General features: G+C 70.4%; 24 protein-coding genes and 1 pseudogene. 11 read left to right on the top strand and 14 right to left on the bottom strand.

Translation table 11 applies throughout. The features are described 5' to 3' along the window. Positions 1 to 9: 9 nt before the first annotated feature. The 4 genes from FHG89_RS15480 to FHG89_RS15465 all read right to left on the bottom strand — a co-directional run bounded on the left by FHG89_RS15480 (position 10) and on the right by FHG89_RS15465 (position 5,069). On the bottom strand, positions 10 to 780 hold the full coding sequence (locus FHG89_RS15480; protein WP_139585087.1) for an isoprenyl transferase: 771 nt from the start codon (positions 778 to 780) through the stop codon (positions 10 to 12). Positions 781 to 811: 31 nt separating this feature from the next. Next, positions 812 to 1,954: an NAD(P)/FAD-dependent oxidoreductase gene (locus tag FHG89_RS15475; RefSeq protein ID WP_139585086.1), complete on the bottom strand. Its 1,143-nt coding sequence runs from the start codon at positions 1,952 to 1,954 to the stop codon at positions 812 to 814. Between the two features lie 363 nt (positions 1,955 to 2,317). After that, the gene (locus FHG89_RS15470; RefSeq protein WP_139585085.1) at positions 2,318 to 3,187 is read right to left on the bottom strand and encodes a hypothetical protein; all 870 of its coding nucleotides are present in this window, start codon (positions 3,185 to 3,187) and stop codon (positions 2,318 to 2,320) included. Between the two features lie 37 nt (positions 3,188 to 3,224). Beyond that, positions 3,225 to 5,069 carry a phosphoenolpyruvate carboxykinase (GTP) gene (locus tag FHG89_RS15465; RefSeq protein ID WP_139585084.1) on the bottom strand — a complete coding sequence of 615 codons (1,845 nt, stop codon included), beginning with the start codon at positions 5,067 to 5,069 and terminating at the stop codon, positions 3,225 to 3,227. A 135-nt stretch (positions 5,070 to 5,204) separates the two neighbouring features. Here FHG89_RS15465 and FHG89_RS33785 point away from each other — a divergent pair. From FHG89_RS33785 to FHG89_RS15445, 4 genes and pseudogenes are all read left to right on the top strand, one after another. After that, positions 5,205 to 5,294 (top strand): annotated as a pseudogene (locus FHG89_RS33785) (GtrA family protein); the annotation flags it as partial. Between the two features lie 212 nt (positions 5,295 to 5,506). Next, the gene (locus FHG89_RS15455; RefSeq protein ID WP_139585121.1) at positions 5,507 to 6,043 is read left to right on the top strand and encodes a GtrA family protein; all 537 of its coding nucleotides are present in this window, start codon (positions 5,507 to 5,509) and stop codon (positions 6,041 to 6,043) included. Positions 6,044 to 6,107: 64 nt separating this feature from the next. Then, a complete protein-coding gene (locus tag FHG89_RS15450) occupies positions 6,108 to 6,809 on the top strand; it encodes a GtrA family protein (RefSeq protein ID WP_139585120.1) in 702 nt (233 codons plus the stop codon). Beyond that, positions 6,806 to 7,414 carry a MaoC/PaaZ C-terminal domain-containing protein gene (locus tag FHG89_RS15445; protein ID WP_208760987.1) on the top strand — a complete coding sequence of 203 codons (609 nt, stop codon included), beginning with the start codon at positions 6,806 to 6,808 and terminating at the stop codon, positions 7,412 to 7,414. The genes FHG89_RS15450 and FHG89_RS15445 overlap by 4 nt, the downstream gene beginning before the upstream one ends. 44 nt (positions 7,415 to 7,458) lie before the next feature. Here the strand turns inward: FHG89_RS15445 and FHG89_RS15440 are convergent, their stop codons facing one another. Both FHG89_RS15440 and FHG89_RS15435 read right to left on the bottom strand, forming a co-directional pair. Beyond that, the gene (locus FHG89_RS15440) at positions 7,459 to 8,031 is read right to left on the bottom strand and encodes a PH domain-containing protein (RefSeq protein WP_139585083.1); all 573 of its coding nucleotides are present in this window, start codon (positions 8,029 to 8,031) and stop codon (positions 7,459 to 7,461) included. A gap of 94 nt (positions 8,032 to 8,125) precedes the next feature. Beyond that, positions 8,126 to 9,001 (bottom strand): biotin--[acetyl-CoA-carboxylase] ligase, encoded by an 876-nt coding sequence (locus tag FHG89_RS15435; protein WP_139585082.1) that lies wholly within the window; start codon positions 8,999 to 9,001, stop codon positions 8,126 to 8,128. Between the two features lie 84 nt (positions 9,002 to 9,085). Here FHG89_RS15435 and FHG89_RS15430 point away from each other — a divergent pair, with 84 nt between their 5' ends. Continuing rightward, entirely contained in the window at positions 9,086 to 10,669 is a 1,584-nt protein-coding gene (locus tag FHG89_RS15430; RefSeq protein ID WP_139585081.1) for an acyl-CoA carboxylase subunit beta, read from the top strand. Positions 10,670 to 10,679: 10 nt separating this feature from the next. Here FHG89_RS15430 and FHG89_RS15425 read toward each other — a convergent pair whose 3' ends face one another. The 4 genes from FHG89_RS15425 to FHG89_RS15410 all read right to left on the bottom strand — a co-directional run bounded on the left by FHG89_RS15425 (position 10,680) and on the right by FHG89_RS15410 (position 13,845). Continuing rightward, positions 10,680 to 11,537: a hypothetical protein gene (locus FHG89_RS15425; protein WP_139585080.1), complete on the bottom strand. Its 858-nt coding sequence runs from the start codon at positions 11,535 to 11,537 to the stop codon at positions 10,680 to 10,682. Next, on the bottom strand, positions 11,530 to 12,030 hold the full coding sequence (locus FHG89_RS15420; protein WP_139585079.1) for a sigma factor-like helix-turn-helix DNA-binding protein: 501 nt from the start codon (positions 12,028 to 12,030) through the stop codon (positions 11,530 to 11,532). The genes FHG89_RS15425 and FHG89_RS15420 overlap by 8 nt, the downstream gene beginning before the upstream one ends. Positions 12,031 to 12,092: 62 nt before the next feature. Next, a complete protein-coding gene (locus tag FHG89_RS15415) occupies positions 12,093 to 13,076 on the bottom strand; it encodes a ketopantoate reductase family protein (protein ID WP_139585078.1) in 984 nt (327 codons plus the stop codon). 22 nt (positions 13,077 to 13,098) lie between these two features. Next, positions 13,099 to 13,845 (bottom strand): M50 family metallopeptidase, encoded by a 747-nt coding sequence (locus FHG89_RS15410; protein WP_139585077.1) that lies wholly within the window; start codon positions 13,843 to 13,845, stop codon positions 13,099 to 13,101. A 149-nt stretch (positions 13,846 to 13,994) separates the two neighbouring features. Here FHG89_RS15410 and FHG89_RS15405 point away from each other — a divergent pair, with 149 nt between their 5' ends. Further along, entirely contained in the window at positions 13,995 to 14,747 is a 753-nt protein-coding gene (locus tag FHG89_RS15405; protein WP_139585076.1) for a GH25 family lysozyme, read from the top strand. Between the two features lie 82 nt (positions 14,748 to 14,829). Here FHG89_RS15405 and FHG89_RS15400 read toward each other — a convergent pair whose 3' ends face one another. Together FHG89_RS15400 and FHG89_RS15395 are read right to left on the bottom strand one after the other, a co-directional pair. Beyond that, positions 14,830 to 15,057: a hypothetical protein gene (locus FHG89_RS15400; RefSeq protein ID WP_139585075.1), complete on the bottom strand. Its 228-nt coding sequence runs from the start codon at positions 15,055 to 15,057 to the stop codon at positions 14,830 to 14,832. Between the two features lie 65 nt (positions 15,058 to 15,122). Then, positions 15,123 to 17,090: a serine/threonine-protein kinase gene (locus FHG89_RS15395; RefSeq protein ID WP_139585074.1), complete on the bottom strand. Its 1,968-nt coding sequence runs from the start codon at positions 17,088 to 17,090 to the stop codon at positions 15,123 to 15,125. 90 nt (positions 17,091 to 17,180) lie between these two features. Between FHG89_RS15395 and FHG89_RS15390 the strand changes: the two genes are divergently transcribed. The 5 genes from FHG89_RS15390 to FHG89_RS15365 all read left to right on the top strand — a co-directional run bounded on the left by FHG89_RS15390 (position 17,181) and on the right by FHG89_RS15365 (position 21,913). Further along, a complete protein-coding gene (locus FHG89_RS15390; protein ID WP_139585073.1) occupies positions 17,181 to 17,375 on the top strand; it encodes an acyl-CoA carboxylase subunit epsilon in 195 nt (64 codons plus the stop codon). An 87-nt stretch (positions 17,376 to 17,462) separates the two neighbouring features. Continuing rightward, on the top strand, positions 17,463 to 17,912 hold the full coding sequence (locus FHG89_RS15385) for a hypothetical protein (RefSeq protein WP_139585072.1): 450 nt from the start codon (positions 17,463 to 17,465) through the stop codon (positions 17,910 to 17,912). Between the two features lie 1,363 nt (positions 17,913 to 19,275). Beyond that, on the top strand, positions 19,276 to 20,415 hold the full coding sequence (mycP, locus tag FHG89_RS15375) for a type VII secretion-associated serine protease mycosin (RefSeq protein ID WP_425280181.1): 1,140 nt from the start codon (positions 19,276 to 19,278) through the stop codon (positions 20,413 to 20,415). 170 nt (positions 20,416 to 20,585) lie between these two features. Further along, complete coding sequence (locus FHG89_RS15370) at positions 20,586 to 21,263, top strand: Maf family protein (protein ID WP_139585070.1); 678 nt, start codon at positions 20,586 to 20,588, stop codon at positions 21,261 to 21,263. Next, positions 21,260 to 21,913, top strand: a complete 654-nt coding sequence (locus FHG89_RS15365; RefSeq protein WP_139585069.1) for an O-methyltransferase — start codon at positions 21,260 to 21,262, stop codon at positions 21,911 to 21,913. Before FHG89_RS15370 ends, FHG89_RS15365 begins: the two co-directional genes overlap by 4 nt. A 66-nt stretch (positions 21,914 to 21,979) precedes the next feature. Here the strand turns inward: FHG89_RS15365 and FHG89_RS15360 are convergent, their stop codons facing one another. Together FHG89_RS15360 and FHG89_RS15355 are read right to left on the bottom strand one after the other, a co-directional pair. Then, positions 21,980 to 22,735 carry an ABC transporter permease gene (locus tag FHG89_RS15360; protein ID WP_139585068.1) on the bottom strand — a complete coding sequence of 252 codons (756 nt, stop codon included), beginning with the start codon at positions 22,733 to 22,735 and terminating at the stop codon, positions 21,980 to 21,982. 18 nt (positions 22,736 to 22,753) lie between these two features. Then, positions 22,754 to 23,713: an ATP-binding cassette domain-containing protein gene (locus tag FHG89_RS15355; protein ID WP_139585067.1), complete on the bottom strand. Its 960-nt coding sequence runs from the start codon at positions 23,711 to 23,713 to the stop codon at positions 22,754 to 22,756. Between the last annotated feature and the right edge of the window lie 45 nt (positions 23,714 to 23,758).

Raw genomic sequence — 23,758 nt, 5'->3', positions numbered from 1 at the left:
GGGCCCGGGTCAGGCGCCGTAGCGGCGCTGGCGCGTGGCGTACGAGCGCAGGGCGCGCAGGAAGTCGATATGCCGGAAATCCGGCCAGTTGAGTTCGCAGAAGTAGAACTCCGAGTGCGCGGACTGCCACAGCATGAACCCGGACAGCCGCTGCTCGCCACTGGTGCGGATGACCAGGTCGGGGTCGGGCTGGCCGCGCGTGTAGAGGTGCTCGGAGATGTGCTCGACGTCGAGCACCTCGGCCAGTTCCTCGATGGTGCCGCCGGCGGCCGCGTGTTCCAGCAGGAGCGAGCGGACCGCGTCGGTGATCTCCCGCCGGCCGCCGTAGCCGACCGCGATGTTGACCTCCGCGCCGCCGCTGCGGTCGCGGGTGCGCTCCTCGGCGCCCTTGAGCGCCGTCGCGGTCTGCGCCGGCAGCAGGTCGAGCGCCCCGACGATGCGCAGCCGCCAGGGGTTGCCCTCCTCGGCCAGCTCCACCACCAGATCCTCGATGATCTTCAGCAGCGGATCCAGTTCGCTGGCCGGGCGGCGCAGGTTGTCGGTGGCCAGCAGGTAGAGGGTCACGTGCCCGATGCCGGCCTGGTCGCACCAGCCGAGGACATGCTTGATCTTCGCCGCGCCGACCCGGTGCCCGTCGTTCGGGTCGACGAAGCCCATCTCCCTCGCCCACCGACGGTTGCCGTCGCACATCACCCCAACGTGCCGGGGCACCGGCTTACCCGCGAGCTTCGCCGTGAGCCGGCGCTCGTACACGGAGTAGATAAGGTTCCGCAGCGTCATCACCTAGCAGCGTAGCGACCCGTTAGCCGGATCACCGCCTCGGAGCCCGATCACCGCCGGGCAGACCGGCGCCGATCATGGCCAGGGTACGAGCGGTGAGCCGCCCGTCACCCAGCCCCAACTCGACCACGTCGTCGAAGACCCGGTCGTCCCGACAGGCCGCCCGCACCGCCGCGTCGACCACCCGCCGACGCCGCGCCAACCACGCCGCCACCGAGCTGTGCCGCAGATGGGTGCCGAGGCGGCGGCGCAGCCCGTGTGCGTAGCGGCGGGCGGCGGTCTCGGGCGCACGGGCGGCCGCCGAACCGGCCAGCGCACCGGAGAGCAGCGCGTAGAAGATGCCCTCGCCGGTGAACGGATTGATCAACGACAGCGCGTCGCCGGCCAGCAGGGTGCGACCCTGCCCCGGTGCGGGTCGGTGGGTGGACAGCGGCAGATGGTGGGCACGCAGCGCCGTCACAAGGTCCAGGTCGGTGCCGGGCAGCAGAGCCACCAACCGGTCCAGCAGGTAGCCGCGGCTCAGCGGCTCGCCACGCAGCACCTCCCCGTACCCGACGTTCGCCCGCCCGTCGCCGATCGGGAACGACCAGGCGTACGCCGGCCAGCGCGCCTTCGAGGTGACGATGAGCTGCTCGGGTGGCCCGGGCAGCGCCGGAGCGTACCCGCGGATGGCCAGCGCGAGGTGCCGGTCCGGGTTCACCGGATGGCCGAGCGCCCGACGCACCACCGACCCGGCGCCGTCCGCGCCCACCACCACCCGACCGGACACGGCCCCGTCGAGCACCACCCGGTCGGCGCGCGGCTCGACCCGGCGTACGGTGTGCCGCCGCAGTTGCGCCCCGGCGGCCACCGCCGCCGCCACCAGCCGCGCGTCGAAGACCTCCCGGGGCACGGTGTACGCCGGTCGGGGCAACGCCCGGGCCACCGACCCGCCACCCGGGGCGACCATGCGCAGCGCGGGCAGCGGGGCGTAACCCGCGACGGCCTCGGGCACCCCCAGCTCGGCGAGCACATCTACCGAATGCGCCGCGATCCCGTCGCCGCACGCCTTGTCCCGGGGAAATTCGGCCCGGTCCAGCAGCAGCACACTTGCTCCGGCTCGCCGGGCCGTCAGCGCGGCGGCCGCTCCGGCCGGGCCCGCCCCCACCACCACCACGTCGAACTCGTCGCCCACCACACGCCTCCCTCCAGTCCGACGCGGCGCGGCCGCTCCCGCCGGGCGACCCGGTCGGCATTGCGGCCGGCCAGGCCGGGCAATCTCCGCAGCCGCCCGGACGCCGACCGCTGTGACCGATGCCACCCGTCATCCTGCCCCCTGACCGCCCGCGAAGACCGCTCCCGCACCGGGCCGGCCCGTCTCACCCACCCCCTTTGCTCTGCACCCACGGGTGCGACAGTTACCGTCCGCGACCGTCGCCTATCGGGGTGCAGAGCAAAGGAGGGGCTGGGCAGGGGCTAGGCAGGGACTGGGCAGGGGCTGGGCGTGGTCGGCCGCCGGGTCGGCACCCAGCGGCGTCGGTGCGGGGCCCCGCCGCGATCAGGGTTGGGGTTCAGGTTGGGCGGCGTCGGGCGCGTGGGCGGCGCGGCGCAGGCCGTACAGGGTCAGCCCTGCCGCCGCGACCAGGGGGCCTCCGTCGCGGACCAGACCGTCGACCCCCAGCAGCCACCAGCACAGAGGCAGGTCCACCGCGAGCACGACCAGGGTGACGGCGACCAGCAGGCCGCGTGCCCAGTCCTTGCCGCGCATCAGGAACGCGGTGCAGAACAGCACCGCGTAGCTGGCGGCGATACCGGCGCCGAACCAGAACAGCACGGCCGGTACGGCGCTGAGCCGGCCGTCCAGGATGGAGCCGCCGGCCACCAGCGCCGGCACCAGCATCAGCGGGCTGTAGGTGAACGCCGCCACCCGGCTGGTCAGCAGCCAGGCGCTGGCCTGCGGTCGGCGCGGCGGGGTCTCCCGCCAGGAGATGCCGTCCCGGTCGATGACCAGCCTCGGCCGATGTCGGACCAGGTGCCCGGCCAGCGCCGACGAGCGGTAGAGCAGCCACACCACCGCCACGCAGAGCGCGGTGAGGACGCCGAAGCCGAGCAGCCCGGGCAGCGGTGGCACCCCCTGCCGGGGCACGATCAGCCGGCCGACCGCGAAGATCGTGGTGACCGCGAGGATCAACCCGAACGGGCGGGCCACCGTACGGCCCCGACGGACGTGCCCGATGAGCAGCAGGAAGCCGAACGAGCGCAGCATCGCCCAGCCGGTGCGTACGGCCAGCCCGAAGCCCTGCTCTGGGGCGTACCACCAGTTGAGCAGCTCGACCACGACGGTGGCCGCCGCGGTCGTCGCGAGCAGGAAGGTGAGCACCCGGACGGCGGACGGCCGCCGGACCTCGGTCTCGGCGGCCGTCCTCATGGGATCAGGTGATGCCCGCGAAGGGCCTCGTTCACACCTACCGCTGCGGCTGCGCGGCGTCCAGCCGGGCGCGCAGCGCGTCCAACTCGGCCCACAGCACGCCGGGCAGCTTGTCACCGAACTTCTCGAACCACTCGGTGATCATCGGCAGCTCGTTGCGCCACTCGTCCGGGTCGACCTTGAGCGCGATCCGGACGTCCTCCGGAGTCATGTCCAGGCCCTCGACGTCCAGCGCGTCGGGTGCCGGGACCATGCCCACCGCGGTCTCCACCGCGTCGGCCTTGCCCTCGATCCGCTCGACGATCCACTTGAGCACCCGGGCGTTCTCCCCGAAGCCAGGCCAGAGGAACGAGCCCTCCGGGTCCTTGCGGAACCAGTTGACGTAGTAGATCTTCGGCAGTTTCGCCTCGTCGCCGTCGGCGCCCTTGCCCATCTCGATCCAGTGCCGGAAGTAGTCGCCCGCGTGGTAGCCGATGAACGGGAGCATCGCCATCGGGTCCCGGCGGACCACGCCGACCGCACCGGACGCGGCGGCCGTCGTCTCCGACGAGAGCGTCGCACCCATGTAGACGCCGTGCACCCAGTCACGGGCCTCGGTCACCAGCGGGATGGTGTCCTTGCGGCGACCACCGAAGAGGATCGCGTCGATCGGCACGCCGTTCGGGTCGAAGTACTCGTCGGCGAGGATCGGGCACTGCGTGATCGGGGTGCAGAACCGGCTGTTGGCGTGCGAGGACAGGCCCTCGCTCTCCGGAGTCCAGTCGTTGCCCTTCCAGTCGATCAGGTGCGCCGGCGGCTCACCCATGCCCTCCCACCAGACGTCGCCGTCGTCGGTGAGGCCGACGTTTGTGAAGACCGAGTTGCCCCGGTCCAGCGTCCGCATGGCGTTGGCGTTGGTCTTCCAGTCGGTGCCGGGCGCGACGCCGAACAGGCCGTACTCCGGGTTGACCGCGTAGAGCCGGCCGTCCGGGCCGAACCGCATCCAGGCGATGTCGTCGCCGATGGTCTCGACCTTCCAGCCCGGAATGGTGGGCTCCACCATGGCCAGGTTGGTCTTGCCGCACGCCGAGGGGAAGGCGCCGGCGATGTGGTGGACCCTGCCCTCCGGCGAGGTGATCTTGAGGATCAGCATGTGCTCGGCGAGCCAACCCTCGTCCCGCCCCATGACGCTGGCGATCCGCAGCGAGTAGCACTTCTTGCCGAGCAGCGAGTTACCGCCGTAACCCGAGCCGTACGACCAGATCTCCCGGGTCTCCGGGAAGTGCGAGATGTACTTGGTCTCGTTGCACGGCCACGCCACGTCCTGCTGACCGGGGGCGAGCGGCGCGCCGATCGAGTGCAACGCGTGCACGAAGTCCGCGTCGTTCCCCATCGCCTCGAGGACCTTCGCGCCCATCCGGGTCATGATGCGCATGGACGCGACCACGTACGGGCTGTCGGTGATCTCGACGCCGAACATCGGGCTCTCGGCCTCGACCGGACCCATCACGAACGGGATGACGTACATCGTGCGGCCCCGCATCGAGCCGCGGTACAACTCGGTCATCGTCCGCTTCATCTCGGCCGGCGCCATCCAGTTGTTGGTGGGGCCGGCGTCCGCCTCGTCGACGGAGCAGATGAAGGTGCGCTCCTCGACCCGGGCGACATCCGTCGGGTCGGTGCGCGCGTAGAACGAGTTGGGCTTCTTCTCCGGGTTCAAACGGATCAGCGTGCCGGCCTCGACCAGTTCATCGGTGAGGCGACGCCACTCCTCGTCGGACCCGTCCACCCACACGACCCGGTCGGGGGTGGTCAGTTCTGCGACCTCACGGACCCAGGCGAGCAGTTTCGGATGGGACGTCGGGGCCTGATCGATACCCCGCACAACAGCCGGAGCAACCATGACACATCTCCTTGTGGTCGACGCTGACCGATCTATGGGATGCACGAGTCTCAGCGGCGCGATGCGTCGCTTCGTGGAAACCTGGGATTGGGCTCAGCGTAAACCGGGCAGCCTTCCGAGTCAGTGGGACTGGTTGTGAAGAACTGCACAAGGTACGGCCACGCTGCGGCATCACGAGCTGATACCCGCTTTCCCGCGCAGTTTCACGCAAATCTTGTTGTGCACCCCGGCCGATGTGAGGTGCGGTCGGTCGTGGACCTGCCCCGCCGACCGATCCGTGGATTCCCGTTCGGAGGCGGGTCAGTCCTCCCATTTGGTTACGCTGTGTGCAGCGGAGGCGCACCCGGTGACCGGCCGGCACGAGCGTCGACGCCTACTCGTCGTTGCTCCCCCGCCGACTGGTCACCAGCCGGTAGGCTCGGCCCGTGGCCGCCACGATGACCGGGGAGCAACCGGGCCCCCGGCAGACCCGACGGGGTCCGCTTCGGGCGCTGCTCGACCGCTTCGGTCACCTCTTTCGCGAGTTGAGCAAATTCGCCACGGTGGGCGGGGTCGCCTTCCTCCTCGACTTCGCGCTGTTCAACTACCTGACCACCGTGCGCGGGGTCGAGCAGGTGACCGCGAAGACGATCTCCACCGTGATCGCGGCCACCGTCGCCTTCGTCGGGAACCGGTTCTGGACGTGGCGGCACCGCCAGCGCAGCAACCCCGCCCGGGAGTACGCGCTGTTCTTCTTCTTCAACGCAGTCGGTCTCGGCATCGCGGTGGCCTGCCTCGCGATCAGCCGGTACGGGCTGGGCAGCATCTGGCCGGCCGTTTTCCAGACGCCGCTGGCCGACAACATCGCCAGCTTCGTCGTCGGCACGGGCCTCGGCACGCTGTTCCGATTCTGGTCCTACCGGCGGTTCGTCTTCGTCGAGGCGGGAACCCGGACCGTTCCGCAGGTCGAGCACGACCGTGATCACGGGGCGTGACCTGCCGCCCACTCTCGTCCAGCCGGTGATCGCCGGCCTCTCCGACTGCCCTAAGGTGTTTCGCATGCGTCTTGTCCGTCTGCTGCCTGAGCGCTGGCAGAAGTTCATCCACGAGGCGCTCAAGTTCGGCATCGTCGGCGGCATCAACACCGTCATCAATTACGCGGTGTTCAATGTCCTTGCACTTACCGTTTTCGTCAACGGTCAGTTGAAGGCGACCGTGATCGCGACCCTTGTCGCCACGATCACGTCATATCTGATGAATCGCCACTGGACGTACCGGGATCGCCCGAAATCGGCACTTCGCCGGGAGTACGTCCTGTTCTTCCTGTTCAACGGCGCCGGTCTGCTGATCGAACTCGGGGCCGTGGCGGCGGCCAAGTACGGGCTCGGCGTCCACGGGCTCCTCGCCCTGAACGTGGCGAAGACCGCCGGTGTTCTGCTGGCCACGCTGTTCCGGTTCTGGTCCTACCGGACGTTCGTCTTCCAGCCTGTCGTAACGGCCGAGGCGGAGACCAGGACCGAGCCCACCTGGCACGACATCCCTCGCGACGAATGGGACACGATGGCCGGCATGGACCCGGTTGCCGAACTCGCCGAGTCCGTCACCGAGCTGGAGGAGGCACAGGCGAGCGACCGTCCGGACCCGAGCGCCACACCCGTTCAGGGCCGGCCCACGCCGCTTACCGCCGGTCTCACCGCCGACCTGGACGCGGCGCTCGCCGCCGAACTGCACGCCGGCACGCGCCGCTCACCCCGCCGGTGACGACACCCGCCGCCCGGTCCGGCACCGGAGCTCCCGCCGAACTGTTCTTCGAGGATCTCGTCCCGGGGCTCACCGTCGATCTCGGCGTGGTCACCGTGGACGGCGACGAGATGGTCGCCTTCGCCCGCCGCTTCGACCCGCAGTGGTACCACGTCGACCAGGAGCTGGCCGCCGCCAGCCGGCACGGTGGCGTGATCGCCAGTGGCTTCTACACGGTCAGCCTCTTCATGCGGGCGTACGTCGACCATCTGCTGTCCCGGGCGGCGGCGGACGCCTCCCCCGGCCTGGAGGAGCTGCGCTGGCTCGCCCCGGTGCGCGCCGGGGACCGGCTCGCCGTACGGGTCGACGTGATGGGCGCGCGACCGTCGACCGCCCGCCCCGGGCTCGGTACGGCCACCCTCACCGGCACCATGCTCCGCCTCGGCCCGGATGGCCGGCCCCAGCAGGAGGTGCTGCGGACCCGGTTCCGTGGCTGGTTCGCCCTGCGCCCGACCGAGGCAGACCCGACCGAGGCGGACGCGGCAGAGCCCGACCAGACCGAGCCCGACCAGACCGAGACCAGCGCGACCAGGACCGAGCCGACCAGGACCGGACCGACCGGCTGAGACCACCCCGGCGCGTACGCCGGAACGATCTCAGCCGTTCGGGATCAGGTCGTGGTGTCGCGCAACGGCTTGCCCTCGCGCATGTCGGCGAGGATGTCGCGCATCTCCCCGTCGCCCAGCGAGTGCTTGTCGTGCTGTGCCTCGACCAGCTCGTACAGGGTGGTCTGCACCCGGCTGACACCCGGCACGTCGGCCAGCACCGACTGGCCGCGTTCGCCGGCCGACTCGATGGTGAGCGTGCCGCAGCCGAGCAGCCGCTCGAGGAAGTGCTGGTTCATCGAGTGGTCGTTGATGCGGGTGAGCGGCAGGTCCCGCCGGTCCCGGGAGAAGACGCCCTGCTGGAGCAGCACGCGCTCGTTGGTGAACAGGTAGTGGGTGGTACGCCAGACCAGGAACGGCCACAGACCGAGCCAGAGCACCGCGACCAGGGCGATCACCCCGATCACGGCCAGCGCGATCGACCCCCCGCTGCTCTCGGGCAGAAGGAGCACGCCGACCACGACCGCCGCGATGGCCAGCACCAGCACCACGATCGGCCGGATCAGCGCCTTCCAGTGCGGATGCAGGTGCAGCACGACGTGCTCGTCCTTGGTGAGCACGTCTTCGGGAAACGCCACGACAACCTCCAACGCCATTTTCTCGACGCGCAGACGGTAAACCCCCCAAGCCCCACCACAACATCCGCCACGCGGCCCCACTACCGGGTGGAGATCAGCGCAGGTGGAGGACGTCGCCGGCGGCCAGGGTGCGGTCGCCGGTCGCGGTTGTCAGCAGCAGTTGACCGTCCGGGTCCACTCCGGTGGCGGTGCCGGTCAGCGCCTCGCCGTTGGGCAGCAGGACGCGCACCTCACGGCCGACAGTCGCGCAGACCGCCAGGTAGGCGTCGCGCAGGCCGCTGGCCACCGCGTCGCCGCCCGCCGAGCGCCAGCGGTCGTACCAGTCGGCGACCGAGCGCAGCAGCGCCCGCAGCAGCGGATCACGGTCGGTGGCCGCCGCGCCGGCCAGTTGCAGCGAGGTGGCCGGCAGCCCGGTCGGGTTCACCGGCAACTCGTCGGCGCACAGGGTCACGTTGAGCCCGACGCCGAGCACGATGGCCGGCGGCTGTGCCGGCGAGCGGCCGGGCACCGCCTCGGCTAGCACTCCGGCGCACTTCGCGTCGCCGATCAGCAGGTCGTTGGGCCACTTCAGGCTGGCGTCCAGCTCGGCCAGCCGGGCCACCGCCTCGACCAGCGCGACACCGGCGAGCAGCGGCAGCCACCCGTACCCCGTGGGTGGCGCCGCCGGCCAGCCGCGGTCCGGAACGGCCTCGCCGGGCCGCAGCAGCACGCTCGTCGCGATGCCCGCACGCGGCGGCGACTGCCAGACCCGGCCGCGCCGGCCACGCCCGGCGGTCTGCCGTTCGGCGACGACGACCAGGCCCTCCGGCTCACCGGCCGCGGCGGCCGCGGCCACGTCCGCGTTGGTGGAGCCGGTCTCGGCGTGCAGCTCCAGCCGAGCCCATGGCCCGTTCGGCGCGACCAGCGCGCGCCGCAGCCGGGCCGCCGACAGCGGCGGGCGGTCCAGATCGGTGTACGGGGAGCCCGGCATCCCGTCAGCCTACGGCGACGCCCGGGGAGGCATTGAGGCGTACTGCACAGCCGCGTCGACCTGAACCATCGTTATATTCCCTGGGTGACTACCGAGACCGGGACCAACATCCACAGCACCGCGGGCAAGCTGGCGGACCTGGAGCGCCGGGTCGACGAGGCGGTGCACGCCGGATCGGCGCGCGCGGTCGAGAAGCAGCACGCCCGGGGCAAGAAGACCGCCCGCGAGCGGATCGAGATGCTGCTCGACGAGGGCTCCTTCGTCGAACTCGACGAACTGGCCCGGCACCGGTCCACGGCGTTCGGCCTGGAGAAGAACCGCCCGTACGGCGACGGCGTCGTCACCGGCTACGGCACTGTCGACGGCCGGCAGGTCTGCGTCTTCGCCCAGGACTTCACGGTCTTCGGTGGTTCGCTCGGCGAGGTCTTCGGCGAGAAGATCGTCAAGGTCATGGACCTCGCCATGAAGATCGGCTGCCCGGTGGTCGGCATCAACGACTCCGGCGGCGCCCGCATCCAGGAGGGTGTCGTCTCGCTCGGCCTCTACGGCGAGATCTTTTTCCGCAACGTGCGGGCCTCCGGCGTCATCCCGCAGATCTCGCTGGTCATGGGTCCCTGCGCGGGCGGCGCGGTCTACTCCCCGGCGGTCACCGACTTCACCGTGATGGTCGACCAGACCTCGCACATGTTCATCACCGGCCCGGACGTGATCAAGACGGTGACCGGCGAGGACGTCGGCATGGAGGAGCTGGGTGGGGCCCGCACGCACAACACGCGCAGCGGCAACGCGCACTACCTCGCCACCGATGAGGACGACGCGGTCGACTACGTCAAGGCCCTGCTGTCGTACCTGCCGTCGAACAACCTCGACGAGCCCGTCGTCTTCGAGGCCCCCGCGGACCTGGAGGTCAGCGACGAGGACCGGGAACTGGACACGCTGATCCCGGACTCGGCCAACCAGCCGTACGACATCCACACGGTCATCGAGCACGTCCTGGACGACGGGGAGTTCCTGGAGGTCCAGCCGCTCTACGCGCAGAACATCGTGGTCGGCTACGGCCGGGTCGAAGGGCGGCCGGTAGGCGTGGTGGCCAACCAGCCGATGCACTTCGCCGGCACCCTGGACATCGCCGCCTCGGAGAAGGCCGCCCGGTTCGTCCGCACCTGTGACGCGTTCAACATCCCGGTACTGACCTTCGTGGACGTGCCCGGCTTCCTGCCCGGCACCGGCCAGGAGTGGGACGGCATCATCCGCCGGGGCGCCAAGCTCATCTACGCGTACGCCGAGGCGACCGTCCCCAAGGTCACCGTGATCACCCGCAAGGCGTACGGCGGGGCGTACGACGTGATGGGTTCCAAGCACCTCGGCGCGGACCTGAACTTCGCCTGGCCCACCGCGCAGATCGCCGTGATGGGCGCGCAGGGCGCGGTGAACATCCTCTACCGCTCGGAGCTGGCCGGCGCCGAGGACCCGGCGGCGGTCCGCGCCGAGAAGATCGCCGAGTACGAGGACACCCTGGCCAACCCGTACGTGGCCGCCGAGCGCGGGTACATCGACTCGGTGATCCCGCCGCACGAGACGCGCACCCAGATCGTCCGGGCGCTGCGTGTCCTGCGCACCAAGCGGGAGACCCTGCCGCCGAAGAAGCACGGCAACATCCCGCTCTGATCCGTTGGGGTCAGCAGGGCGGGTTGGCGGCGAGGCACATCCGCCCGGCGGCAACCGTCGCCATCCGGCGCAGGTCGGCTTCGGTACCGCCCTGGCCGACGCTGAGCACGGCGATCAGATCACCGACCCGGACGATCGCCGTGCTTGTCGACTGCGGTTCGTCAGCGAGGGGCGCGCCGGTTGCCCGGTCCACCGGCCGGGACACCGTGTGCCGCACCAGCGAGGCCCCGTCGCCCGCGAAGTTCCGGTCGACCACCGCCCAGCGGTGCACCGCCTCCCCCACGCCTGCCTTCCCGGCCAACTCGTACGGTCCGACGCCGCGCCACTCGGCGCAGGGCGCCACCATGCCGTCCAGGTCGGCGAGGAACGACCTCGCCAGCTCCGGCGTCACCCGGTAAAGGTCCTGGGTGAGCAGCACGCCGCCGAGGGTGGCCGCTCCCACCCGGTGCTCGCGCAGCAGCGTCTGTGACCGGGACCAGCGGGACGTCTGCCAGACCGGCGTGATCCCCTGACTTTCGCGGCAGTAGCCCAGCAGGTGGTCGATGAGGATCGGTTCCCCCAACCCGGACTGGCTGAGTTCCCGTTGAGCCGGCTGCGCCAGGTCGGTCGGCCGCAGCAGCGAGTCGTCGGCGATCTCACCGCGCGCCGGCGTCGGTGTGGTCGCGGAGACCGGAGCCGGCACCGCCCCTCGGCCACCTCCCGCCATCGCGGCGGCGGAGCCCCCCACGAGTGTCAGCGCGACAGTCGCCGCCACGATGGTGCGCCGGCTGCGCCGCCGCGCCCGGGCACGGATCTCCTGCGGCTCCGGCCAGCGCACGTCGCTCAACTCGCGGTGGATCCGTTCGACGAATGCCAGTTCGTCACGCATCGGTGGCCTCCTCCAGATCAGAGACGGCGAGCAGGCCGGCGAGCGCTACGCGCCCCCGGGAGAGTCGGGCCTTGACCGTGCCGACCGGCGCCTCGGTCTCCCGGGCCACCTCGGCGACCGGCATGCCCATCAGGTAGTACAGGGCGATGGCGGTGCGTTGCTCCTCGGGCAGCCGGCGCAGCGCGGCGACCACCTCGATCGTGTCGGTGCCCGGCCCGGGAACGGTCTCGGTGGCCCCGTGCCGCAGGTACGCCCGGGCGCGACTGCGCAGGCTGCGCCACCGGCTGACCGCGACCCGGCTGGCCACCACCCGCACCCACGCCTCCGGGTCGTCGTACCGGCTGACCGTCGACCAGCGCTGCCACGCCCGGATGTACGCCTCCTGCACGGCGTCCTGCGCCTCGACCCGATCGCCGGTCAGGGCGTAGACGAACCCGAGCAGCCGTTGCCGGCTCCCCCGGTAGAACTCGTCGAACCCGTCGACGTCCGGCACCCGCTACCTCCCCGTGTCGGTCGCAGGGAACACGCGCCGGGCGGGGTCCTCGGTTGCCCCGGTCAGGCGATCATCTTCTCCAACTCGGTGAGCGGAAACGCGCCAGCACCGATGCGCTCCCGGACCGCCCGGCGTACCGCACGCTGCACGGCCGCGTTCGCGGGCGTCGGTACGCCGTGCAGACGGCCGAGCAGGACGATCTCCCCGTTGAGGTGGTCGACCTCGGTGGAGCCGGTGCCCCGGGCCAGGCTCTGCCAGGTGGAGCCGCCGGAACGGGCCTCGCCAGCCACCGGGCGCTGCCCGACCAGGTCGCCGCGTTCGGCCTTCTCCTCCTGCGGGGAGGTGTGCGCGATGCCCGCGGCGGCGAGTACGGCGACGCCCTCGGCGCGTACCCGCTCGGCCAGCGCGTCGGGGATGTCCTGCCCGAGCAGCGCCTGGAGGCCGTTGCCGAGGTTGCTGAGCAGCTTGCCGTACTTCCAGCGCAGCACGTCATCGCGTACCGGCGCGACGAAGCCGGCGGCGGTGAGGTCGGCGGCGACGGCCCGGTCGGTGTCGTCGGCGCCGTCCGGGTACCGCCCGATGTGGAGCATCCCCGGATGCGGGTACCCGTTGGCCACCACCACACCCGGTTGCAGGTGGGTGGCCGGCAACCAGACACAGACGGGGTGCACGTCGGCGAAGAGCCGCAGCGCGGCCCGCTCGTTCGCCACCCCGTTCTGCGCGGTGACCAGCGGCAACCGCTCACCCGCCGTACCGCCGCCGGCCACCGGCGCGTCCACCCAGGCGGCCAACGCCCCGGCGGTGTCCTGCGACTTCACGGTGAGGACCAGCACCGTGTCGGCGGGCAGGGGACGGTCACCGGGCCGGTCCACGGCGTCGAGCCGGACGGTGATGTCACCGTCTGGCTGCCGCAGGGTCAGACCCCGATCACGGATCGCGTCCAGGTGCGCCCCGCGGGCCACCACTGTCACGTCGCGGCCGGCCTCCGCCAGCCGCGCCCCGATCGTTCCGCCAACCGCGCCGGCCCCGATGATCACATATCGCATGGCCCCATTCTGCCCGGTGCGGCTAGATCGTCAGGCCCGCGCTGGTGAGGATCGGGCCCGCCAACAGCAGGGCGCCCGTGATCAGGGCGGCCACGTTGACCAGGGCGAAGACCATGACCCAGAAGAACGCCGGGAACGGGGTCAGCCCGGCGAGCTGGTCCGCGTCGGAGGCGGGCATCCGGCCACGCGAGCGCAGCCGTTGCAGCTCCACCACCGGACGCACCCCGCCGAGCAGCAGGAACCACACCCCGGCGTACGCGAACGCGGCCTGCACCTGCGGGGTGGCGTACCAGGAGACGGCGAACACCAGCGCGCCGGTGACCAGCAGCGACACCACGCCGAAGGCGTTGCGGATCATGATGAGCATGGCGAGCAGCAGCGCCACCGCCACCCAGAGCAGCAGGGTGATCCGGTTACCGCCGAGCAGCCAGGCGCCGGCCAACCCGACCAGCGGCGGGGCGACGTAGCCGGCGAGCAGGGTCAGGATCATGCCCGGCCCGGTGGGTCGACCGGCGGAGAGCGTCAGCCCCGACGTGTCCGAGTGCAGCCGGATGCCGCGCAGCTTGCGGCCGGTGAGCAGGGCGACGAGCGCGTGCCCGCCCTCGTGGGCGATGGTGATGGCGTTGCGGGCGATCCGCCACGGCAGTCGGGTGGACACCACCACCAGCGCGACGGCGGCGGCGGTGATCAATACCAGCAGCGGGGGCGGGTCCGGCTGCGCGCCGAACAGCGTGTCCCACTTCTCGCCCAGCCCGTCGATCGACATCATGGGGCGCGAGCCTACCGGCGGCGTTCCGTGCCACTCCCGAGGCACCTGCTCGACAGCCGTCGCTGAAAGTTTCCTCGACAACTCTTGCGATCTAGGGCAGTTATCTCCAAAGATGGGCATCAATAGACAGCTCGTCCCTGGAGGCACCCATGGCCCGTACCGACTCACCGCTGCGCCGCGTACTCGCGGCCGGCCTCACCGTCCTCGCCACCGCGGCGGCGGCCCTCGTCGCGACCGCCAGCCCGGCGGCGGCGGCCACCACCCCTGGCGTCGACGTGTCCCGCTACCAAGGCACGATCAACTGGACAAGCGTCCGCAACGCGGGCATCGAGTTCGCCTTCATCAAGGCGACCGAGGGCACCAGCTACAAGGACCCGAACTTCAACGCGAACTACGTGAACGCCTACAACGCCGGGGTGATCCGCGGGGCGTACCACTTCGCCCGGCCGAACATCTCCGCCGGCTCCACCCAGGCCAACTACCTGGCGTCCAACGGTGGCGCCTGGTCGGCGGACAGCCGCACCCTGCCGGCGGCGCTGGACATCGAGGGCAACCCGTACAGCGGCGGCTACTGCTACGGGCTGAGCACCACCGGGATGCGCAACTGGATCCAGGACTTCCTGAACACCTACCGCTCCCGCACCGGCCGGTACGCGGTCATCTACACCACCACGAGCTGGTGGAACCAGTGCACCGGCAGCTGGACCGGCCCGTGGGCCAACCACCCGCTCTGGCTGGCCCGCTGGTCGAGCACGCCGGGCGCCCTGCCGGCCGGCGCGTCGGTGTGGAGCTTCTGGCAGTACACCAGCACGGGAGCCGTCTCCGGGATCAGCGGCAACGTGGACCGCAACTACTGGAACGGTGACCGGAGCCGGCTGATCGCACTGGCCAACAACACCTGACCGAGCCGTTGGCGGCAGCGGGATCGACTGTCACCACACGGTCGACAATCGGTCCGGCTGCCGCCACACATCGGTTTCCGGGTCAGGCCCGCCGTCGGCTCATCGCCGGCACTGGAGTCTCATCGGGAGTCAGCGCACCCCGCCGGGTCAGCCGCCACGCGCCGACCCCGCAGACGGCAACGGCCACGACGCTGAGCAGTGCGATGAGCGCCGGAACCCCCACGGCGACCAGCAGCAGAACCGCGTCGCCGAACGCGACGAGCATCCACAGTGCCAGCCGGGGCCGGGCATCCCTCCGTCGGTAACCCATGTCGTACCTCCTTCCGTCGTCGAAGGTCAATTACCCCGGACGACGGAAGGTCATGCGAATCAATTTCAGTCCCTGCGGTCGGGCACGAAACCCTTGGCGATCCGGTCGAAGTTCGGCAGGTTGGCCTGCCAGTCCTTCTCCGCGATCTCCCACCGCAGCGCGTAGCCCCGGTTGCTGGCCGTCACGAAACCACGGTTACGGACGTGGATCCGCTGCCCGTCCCGGGTCTCCAGCCACTCCCAGTCACCGCAGGTCTTCCAGAAGTCGCACGGCTTGATGCTGAGGTACTGGTAGTTGTTCACGAACTTCCTGCGGTCCGGTTCCTTGTCCTGCCAGTCCTTGACCGCGTCCTTCGCCGGCGTGGAGGTCCACTGCACCAGCAGTTCGCCCGGCCCGTTGGACTGGTCAAAGACGACAGTGCTGCCGTCGGGCTGGCTGCGTACCCAGCCGTCGGGGATCGGCAGCGTGAAGCCCGCCGGGTCCTTGTGCAGCTTCCAGCCCGCCGGCAGCGCGTTCGGGTCGACCGACGGCGTGGCCGACGCGGTCGGACTGGGAGCGCCGCTCGTCGGCGGGGGCGCCGCCGGGGCGGTCGTCGGTGCCGGCGCCGACGTCGCGGCAGCACCGGTCGGATCGGCCTGCGGGGTCTCGTCGTGGCCCTTGGTGAGCATCGGCACGATCACCACGAGGCCGATCAGCAGCACCGCCACCAGGGCGCCGATCAGCAGGTTGCGCCGCGTGTTGTTCGGTTTCGTGCCGTCCGACGGCGGCACCGCCGCACGCCCGGCCGGACTCACCGGGGGCATCACCGACGTCGGGAGCGACGGCTTGCGCTGCTCCGGCGCCACCGGAGGACCGTCCACGACAGTCGGCTCGTCGTCCTCGGCGTCGTTCGTCGTACCCCCGCCGGACGTGCTGGCCGCGGCCGTGACGGGCGCGGTGGGCGCGGCGTCCGGCGTGGCCGGCGGGTCGATCGTCGCCGTCGGCTCGGCCGGCACCAGCGCGGTCGGCTCGGCATCGGCACCGGACGACACGGTGGCGGTCGGCGTGGCGTCGGCGGAGGTCTCCGCGGCGACCGGCGGCGGGGGCGGCGACACCGGCCGGTTCGTGGGCTCCTCGGCGGGTCGCGGGGCCGGCACGACCGGCAGGCGCGGCTCGCGCGGACCGTTCGGCCCCGGCCGGCGTACGCCATCGAGCAGTGAGATCCCGCGCGACCGCTTGCCACCGGCGCGGCGCAGCAGCCGCTCGGCCACCTCGGCGGTGATCCGCTCGTTCGGGTCCTTGCGCAGCAGACCGTTGAGCACGGCCTTGAGCGGGCCGGCGTTCTTCGGCGGCGGGATCGGCTCGGTGGCCAACGCCGCCAGGGTGCCGATCGCCGACGGCCGGGCGTACGGCGACTTGCCCTCGACCGCCGCGTACAGCGTCGCGCCCAACGACCACAGGTCGGCCTCCGGCCCGGCGGTGCCGTCCCTGGCCCGCTCCGGCGAGATGTACGCGGGCGAGCCGAGCACCATGCCGGTGCGGGTGACGTTCGGGTCGCCCGGGATGGTGGCGAGACCGAAATCGGTCAACACCACCCGGCCGTCGTCGCCGAGCAGCACGTTGCCGGGCTTCACGTCGCGGTGCATGACGCCCGCCTTGTGCGCCGCGTTGAGTGCGCCCAGCACCCCGAGGCCGATCTCGACGGCGCGGGCCACCGGCACCGGGCCGTCCTCGGCGAGCGTGTCCTGCAACGACTTCGACGCCACGTACTCCATGACGATCCACGGATCGCCGTCGGTGCGCAGCACGTCGAAGATGCGCACGACGTTGGCGTGGTTGAGCCGGGCGATGGCCCGGGCCTCCCGCAGAGAGCGTTCCCGCATCTCGCGGCGTTCCTCGTCGGTGAGGCCGGGCGGCGGCACCAACTCCTTGATGGCCACGTCCCGGTGCAGCACCTCGTCGCGCGCCTTCCACACCCGACCCATGCCGCCCTGGCCGAGCGGCGACAGAAGCCGGTATCGGTCAGCGACGAGTTGGGGAAGCGCGTTCGACATCGGTGAGACGGTACCCGGACCGTCCGGCCGTCACACCGCCGGCACGCCACTGTGCGTCCCCCGTAACTTCCGGCCGCGTACCCTGGCGGCATGTCTGCCGAAGAGCCGCTGTTCCGGGTCGTCCGCGGCGTGCCCACCGCCGAGGAGTTGGCCGCCCTGGTGGGGGCCATCGTCGTCCGGTCCCGGCCAGCCGCCACCCCCGCGCCGACGGCCGTTTCAACCTGGGCCCGCAGCGCCCGGCCGGCCAGCCCCCGCACCTGGCGCACCGCCGGCCTTCCCCGCTGACACGATCCGCCACGCGGGGGCTGCCATGGTCGCGGGAAGCCGTTAACCTCACTCAGGGAAACGGTGTGGTGACGGTAGGGAGGATCGATGATCCCCGAAGAGGACGGGCCAGCACCCTGGCTGCGCAACTACGGCGGTATCGAGGCTGACATCCGCCAACTCCGGGAGTTCGCCGACCAACTCGCCGCCGAGGTCGAACGCAACTACGCGCCGCACCTGCCGTACATCGCCGCCGACATGTCCGCCGAGATCCCCAACCCGTGCGACGCGTTCGTCGAGCTGGTCGCGTTCCTGCACGCCCACCACGAGACACAGCAGGCGACCGCCGACATGGTGTACGCCGTCCGAGGCGCCACCGGCCACCTCGCCGCGGCCGCCGACCGCGTCGCCACCCGGTACGCCGACACCGACGCCTTCTCCGCCGCCCGAGTGGTCGACGTGCGACAGGCCCTCGCCGACCCGGGCGCCGCACTGCCCAACACCCCCACGCCCACACCGATGCTCAGCGACCCCACCGGGCCGGTGGTGCTCCCATGAACGAACGGGGCAACAGCCGCACCGCCGGCACCGACTGGCAGCTCATGGACGTCAACAGCATGTGGGCGTGCCTGCAGGACCACGACACCGCCAACCACTGGAAACAGGTCGCCGGCTGGCGCAAGGTCTGCGACCTGGCACAGATCCACCTCGGCCGGCTCCAGGAATACCGGCGAGGGCTCGCCACGGCCTGGCCCCCCGAGACCAGCGCCGCCTCCCGCACGTACCTCGCCCAACTCGACGAACTCATCGACAAGGTGCGGCACACCCACGACGCCGCCGCCGCCAACTACACCGCGCTGTCCGCCGCCACCCAGGCCATTGGCACCACCCGCGCCGCGCTCCGCAAGATCTACGAGGAGTACGCGGACAAACTCCAACAGAAGCAGGCGTACGAGACGACGGCGGCCAACCCTAAGGCGATCATGGGAAGCCGGGTCACCGAGCCACCTGTGACCGACGCGGAACTGGAACGGCTGAACGTGCAGGCTCGGGGCATGATGTTCGGCCTCAGCGGCGAACTCCAACAAGCCCAAGCAACCCTCCAAAAACCACCAGCAGTGCCGAAGAGCCCACGGCAGCCAGACAACCCCGATGTATACGGCGACTACACGGCGCCAATTATCCCGCCAGTCCTGCCGGTACCTGCACTAATGGCACCTGCCGTCCGCCGCGGGAGTGCGAGCGGGGGAGGGCTAGGACCTGTACCCACAACGCCGGGAGTCGGCCCGGTACTCGGCGGGGCCGCAGGCGGAGTTTCAGCGCCACCGAACGTCGCGGCCCTTCCAGTCGCTCAGCCACCCGGGTCCGCTGGTTCTGCACACAACATCGCTCTTGGGCTGACGTCGGGAATGCTCTCCCCTCCCTCGGGTCTGCCCTCAACACCACCTCGGACGATCCAGCCTGGAACCCCCAACAGTCCCGTAGGCGGAGGAGCCGATGGCAACGCAAAGCCTCACGCGTCACCTGCCCGACCCGCCCCCTCCGCTGGAGGTCTGATCGGTGGAATTCCGGGAGTAGGCCCCAATCAACCTTCCAATAACGCGGTCGCACCTAAAAGGGTTAACCCAATCGGTGGAGTAATTGGCGGTGGCGGAGCTGGGACCGCACCGACTGGCGCAGCAGGGACCAGGCCGGGTACTGGACGCAATCTTATTGGAACTCCAAGCAGCTTCCCGATAGGTGGGGCGCCTGGGCATCATGGGACGACACCTCGCCTTGGCACGCCGTCCCAAGTCGAAGACCCTCCCTCTCGATGGGACCCGGATAATCCTTGGGAGACCGATCAAGGCGTCCCGCCCGTGGTTCTCCCACCAAAGGGGGACGGCCCGATCGACCCAGGACCGGCCATCGGCTTCAGCAAGTGAAAAAGGCACTGTGTGTAAGCATCTTCAATTTGGCCATTGCGACGATTCTGACGTCCACAAGCTCGAACGCTCCCGAAGGGGATGCCGACTTGATACGAGGCGACCAATGGCATCTAAACTACCTGCGAACCTCAGAGGCGCATCGCCTAAGCAAGGGATCCGGCGTGATCATCGCAGTCCCAGATACCGGAGTCGCCCCCCATCCCGACATACGAGATAATCTTCTACCGGGCATCGATGTTATACCTGGCGGAAACGGCGACGGTCGCCAGGATAGAGACAGCCACGGCACTTCAATGGCCGGCCTCATTGCTGCTCACGGAGTGAACGACAGAGGTGCCCTTGGAATCGCCCCACAGGCGAAGATTCTTCCGATCTTCGACACTCCCCCCAAGGGTGACGGCGATCCAGATTCGCTGGCTTTGGGTATCGAATTTGCGATACAAAAAGGCGCGGACGTAATAAGCATTTCAGCCGTTGCAGGTGCCAGCGTCAGGCTCCAGCAAGCGATAAACGCGGCACAGGATGCCAATATTGTCGTGGTGGCGGCAGCTGGCAACCGGCCGCCCGATGCTGACGTGCGCTACCCGGCCAGCGAAGAAGGTGTGATCGCCGTAGGCGGTGTGGACCGCTCTGGGCAACATGCTGCGATCTCGGTTACCGGGCCGGAGATCGATGTGGTTGCACCGGCGGTCGACATTTACAGCACCAGCTACGACGGGAAGTACTCGAAGGGCACTGGCACTTCGAGTGCAACGGCGATTGTGGCGGGGGCTGCGGCGTTGATCAGGTCGAAATACCCCTACCTGCCGGCGCGGGAGGTCGCGCATCGGCTCACGGCCACGGCTGTCGACAAGGGTCCGCCTGGTCGTGACGACGAGTACGGGTACGGCGTCATCGATCTTGTGGCGGCGCTGACGGCAGACGTACCTCCGTTGGGTTTTGAGTCAGCGAGCGCTCCGGCCGGTGCTGGGGCGAGCACGACGACTGGCGCCCGTCCTGGTGATGACGGCGATGGTGCGACCGTTCGTGGCCTGGTCACTCTCGCGGTGATCGTGACCGCCGGCGTTGGATGGGCGTGGGTGGCGCGACGTCGTCGGCGCGGTGATGATCCGCCGCCCAGAATCAGTCGCTGACCGACCCGGGCGCTCTGATCGACTCCATATCGCCGATATTGCGCTTTCCTCGCAGGCAGTGGGATAGCCCCACATCGGCGATATGGAGTGGATCAAGGGCCAGGCCGCGCACCAGGCCCCGCGAGGGTGGCGACCCACCAGGCCGCCTCGCAGCCGGTACCGTCGGGTTCGTGTCTGAATCTCTGCCGCTCCGCCTCGTGCTCGCCTCGGCGAGCCCTGCCCGTCGTAAGTCTCTCCAGGCCGCCGGCATCGAGCCGGACGTGCTGGTCAGTGGGGTGGACGAGTCGCTGGTGGTGACCGACCGGGCCGAGGATCTGTGCCTGGAGTTGGCGCGGCTCAAGGCGCAGGCCGTGCTGACCCGGCTGAGCCCGGTCGACGCCGGCGTCGACCAGCGGACGCTGGTGATCGGCTGTGATTCGGTGCTGGCGTTCGACGGGGAGATCCTCGGCAAGCCGGCGGACCCGGCGGACGCGACCCGGCGGTGGCTGCGGATGCGGGGGCGCAGTGGCGTCCTGCACAGCGGGCACTGCCTGATCGACATGGTCGCCGGGCGGCGCGCGGAGGCGGTGGCCTCGACGACCGTTCACTTCGCCGACATCAGCGACGACGAGATCGCCGCGTACGTGGCCACCGGTGAACCGTTGGCCGTGGCCGGCGCGTTCACGATCGACGGGCTGGGCGGACCGTTCGTGGAGCGGATCGAGGGTGACCCGGGCACGGTCGTCGGGTTGTCGATGCCGCTGCTACGCCGCCTCCTCGCCGAGTTGGACCTGCGGATCACCGACCTGTGGACAAAGGTCGCGCCGGGCGGCCAATCCGTGGAGCCGCTCGGTAACGTCCGGTCATGACCACCAAGTCGATTCCGCTCACCGACGAGCTGCACGCGTACCTGGTCGCGCACGGCGCCCCGCCGGACGAGATCATCCGGGACCTGGCCGAGGAGACCCGGTCGGTGCTGCCGGAGCACGCCACCATGCAGGTGGCGCCGGAGCAGGCCGCCTTCCTGACGTTCCTCACCCGGCTGCTCGACGTGCGGCAGGCCGTCGAGGTCGGCACGTTCACCGGGCTGTCGTCGCTGGCCATCGCGCGGGGGCTGCCCGAGGGTGGGCGGCTGACCTGCTTCGACATCTCCGAGGAGTTCACCGGCATCGCCCGGCGCTACTGGGCCCGCGCCGGCGTGCAGGACCGGATCGACCTGCGGATCGGCCCGGCCGGGGAGACGCTGCGGGACCTGCCGTACGAACGCTTCCTGGACTTCGCGTTCATCGACGCGGACAAGACCGGCTACCCGGTGTACTGGGCGGAACTGGTGCCCCGGATGCGTCCGGGTGGGGTGATCGCGGTCGACAACGTGCTGCGCGGCGGTCGGGTGATCGCCCCGCGGGACGCCGACGACCGGGCCATCGCCGCGTTCAATGACGAGGTGCTGGCCGACGTGCGGGTGGACCCGGTGATGCTTCCCATCGCGGACGGCCTCACCCTCGCCCGGGTGCGTTGACACCAAACCCGCACGCGGATCGGGGTGCCCCCGAAACAACGAAGGGCACCCCGGAACGAGCGACCGTCAGCGGACGCTGCGGGCGAACTGCCGTGCGGCCCAGAAGACACCCAACGCGGCGAGGACCGCGGTGATGGTGAGGCCCTGCCAGACCTTGTCGCTGCCGAGGTCACCGGCGAACAGCGCCCGGGTGCCGTCGACCGCCCAGGAGAACGGGTTCCAGTCGGCGATGCCCTGCAACCAGCCGGGCGCGAAGGTCAGCGGCAGCAGGATGCCGGACAGCAGCAGCACCGGCTGCGCCACCGTGTTCATCAGCGGAGCCAGCGCGTCCTCGCTCTTGACCTTGAGCGCGACGCCGTACGAGACGGCCGAGGTCATGAGCGCGATCAGGGCGAGCATCAGGTACGCCAACAGCAGGTCCCCGATGAACACCCGTAGGTCGAAGATGAGCGCCAGCAGCGTGATGATGACGGCCTGCACCAGGAGCGAGACCACGTCGCGCAGCGAGCGGCCGAGCAGCAGGGCGAGCCGGCTGATCGGGGTGACCCGGGAGCGTTCGATGACGCCGGCTCGCAGCTCGGCGATCAGGCCGAAGCCCTGGAACAGGCCACCGAAGATGGCCAGCAGCACCAGCAGACCCGGTACGAAGATCTTGTAGGCGGCCGCCTGGGTGGGCGCGTTCAGTGCGGGCTTGAGCAGCGGGGCGAAGAGCAGCAGGTACATCACCGGCTGGAAGACGCCGACGAAGACCCAGACCGGGTTGCGCAGCAGAAGTTGGATCTGCCGCTGGAAGATCAGCCACGTGTCACGGGCGAATTTCATGAGTCGTCTCTCCGGTGGTCAGGACTCGCGCAGCGAGCGGCCGGTCTTGGTCAGGAAGACGTCGTCCAGGCTGGGTCGGTGCAGCTCGATCGAGCGCAGCTCCAGCCCGGCGTGGTCGAGTCGGCGCAGCACCTGCGGGATGGCGGTGGCGCCCTCGTCGACGTAGAGACGCAGGCCGCCCTCGTCGACGGTCTCCAGCTTGTTGACGTACGGCTCGCCGTCGAGGGTCTGCGCGGCCTGCGGGGTGGCGGCCACGTCGAGACCGACGAGCACCACGTCGCCGGAGATCTCCCTCTTCAGCTCGGCCGGGGTGCCCTCGGCCACCACCTCGCCGTGATCCATGATCGCGATCCGGTCGCAGAGCGCGTCGGCCTCGTCGAGGTAGTGCGTGGTGATGAAGACGGTCATCCCGTCGCTGCGCAGGCGCCGGATCTCGTCCCACATGTGGGCCCGGCTCTGCGGGTCGAGGCCGGTGGTCGGCTCGTCCAGGAAGACGATCTTCGGCTCGTGGATGATGCCGAGTGCGATCTCGACCCGCCGGCGCTGACCGCCGGAGTAGGTCTTGCACTTGCGGTCGGCGTACTCGGTGAGCTGGAAGGCGTCCAGGGCGCGGACGGCGCGCTGCTGCGCGTCGGCCTTGCCGATGCCGTACATGCGGGCGTGCAGCACCAGTTCCTCGCGGGCGGTGGACTCGTCCCAGGTGCTGCCGCCCTGTGGCACGTACCCGATGCGACGCCGCACCTCCGCCGGGTCCTTGCGCAGGTCGGCGCCAGCGATGGTGGCATCCCCGCCGTCCGGCTCGATCAGCGTGGCGAGCATCCGCAGCGTGGTGGTCTTGCCGGCCCCGTTCGGGCCGAGGAAGCCGAAGATCTCGCCCTCGGCGACCTCGAGGTTGACCCCCCGCACGGCGTCAACCGTCTTCGTCTCTCGACCCGCGCGGGAGCGGAACGACTTCCGTAGCCCCCTGGTCTCGATCATTTCTGCTCCTGGTCGGTTAGGCCGGTCGAACCGGCCGTCGAGTGG

Origin of the sequence: Micromonospora orduensis, assembly GCF_006228125.1 — a bacterium.
In the GTDB taxonomy this organism is placed as follows: Bacteria; Actinomycetota; Actinomycetes; order Mycobacteriales; family Micromonosporaceae; genus Micromonospora; species Micromonospora orduensis.
Note: the sequence above shows the minus strand (reverse complement) of the source record. Positions and strands in the feature narration are given on the sequence as shown.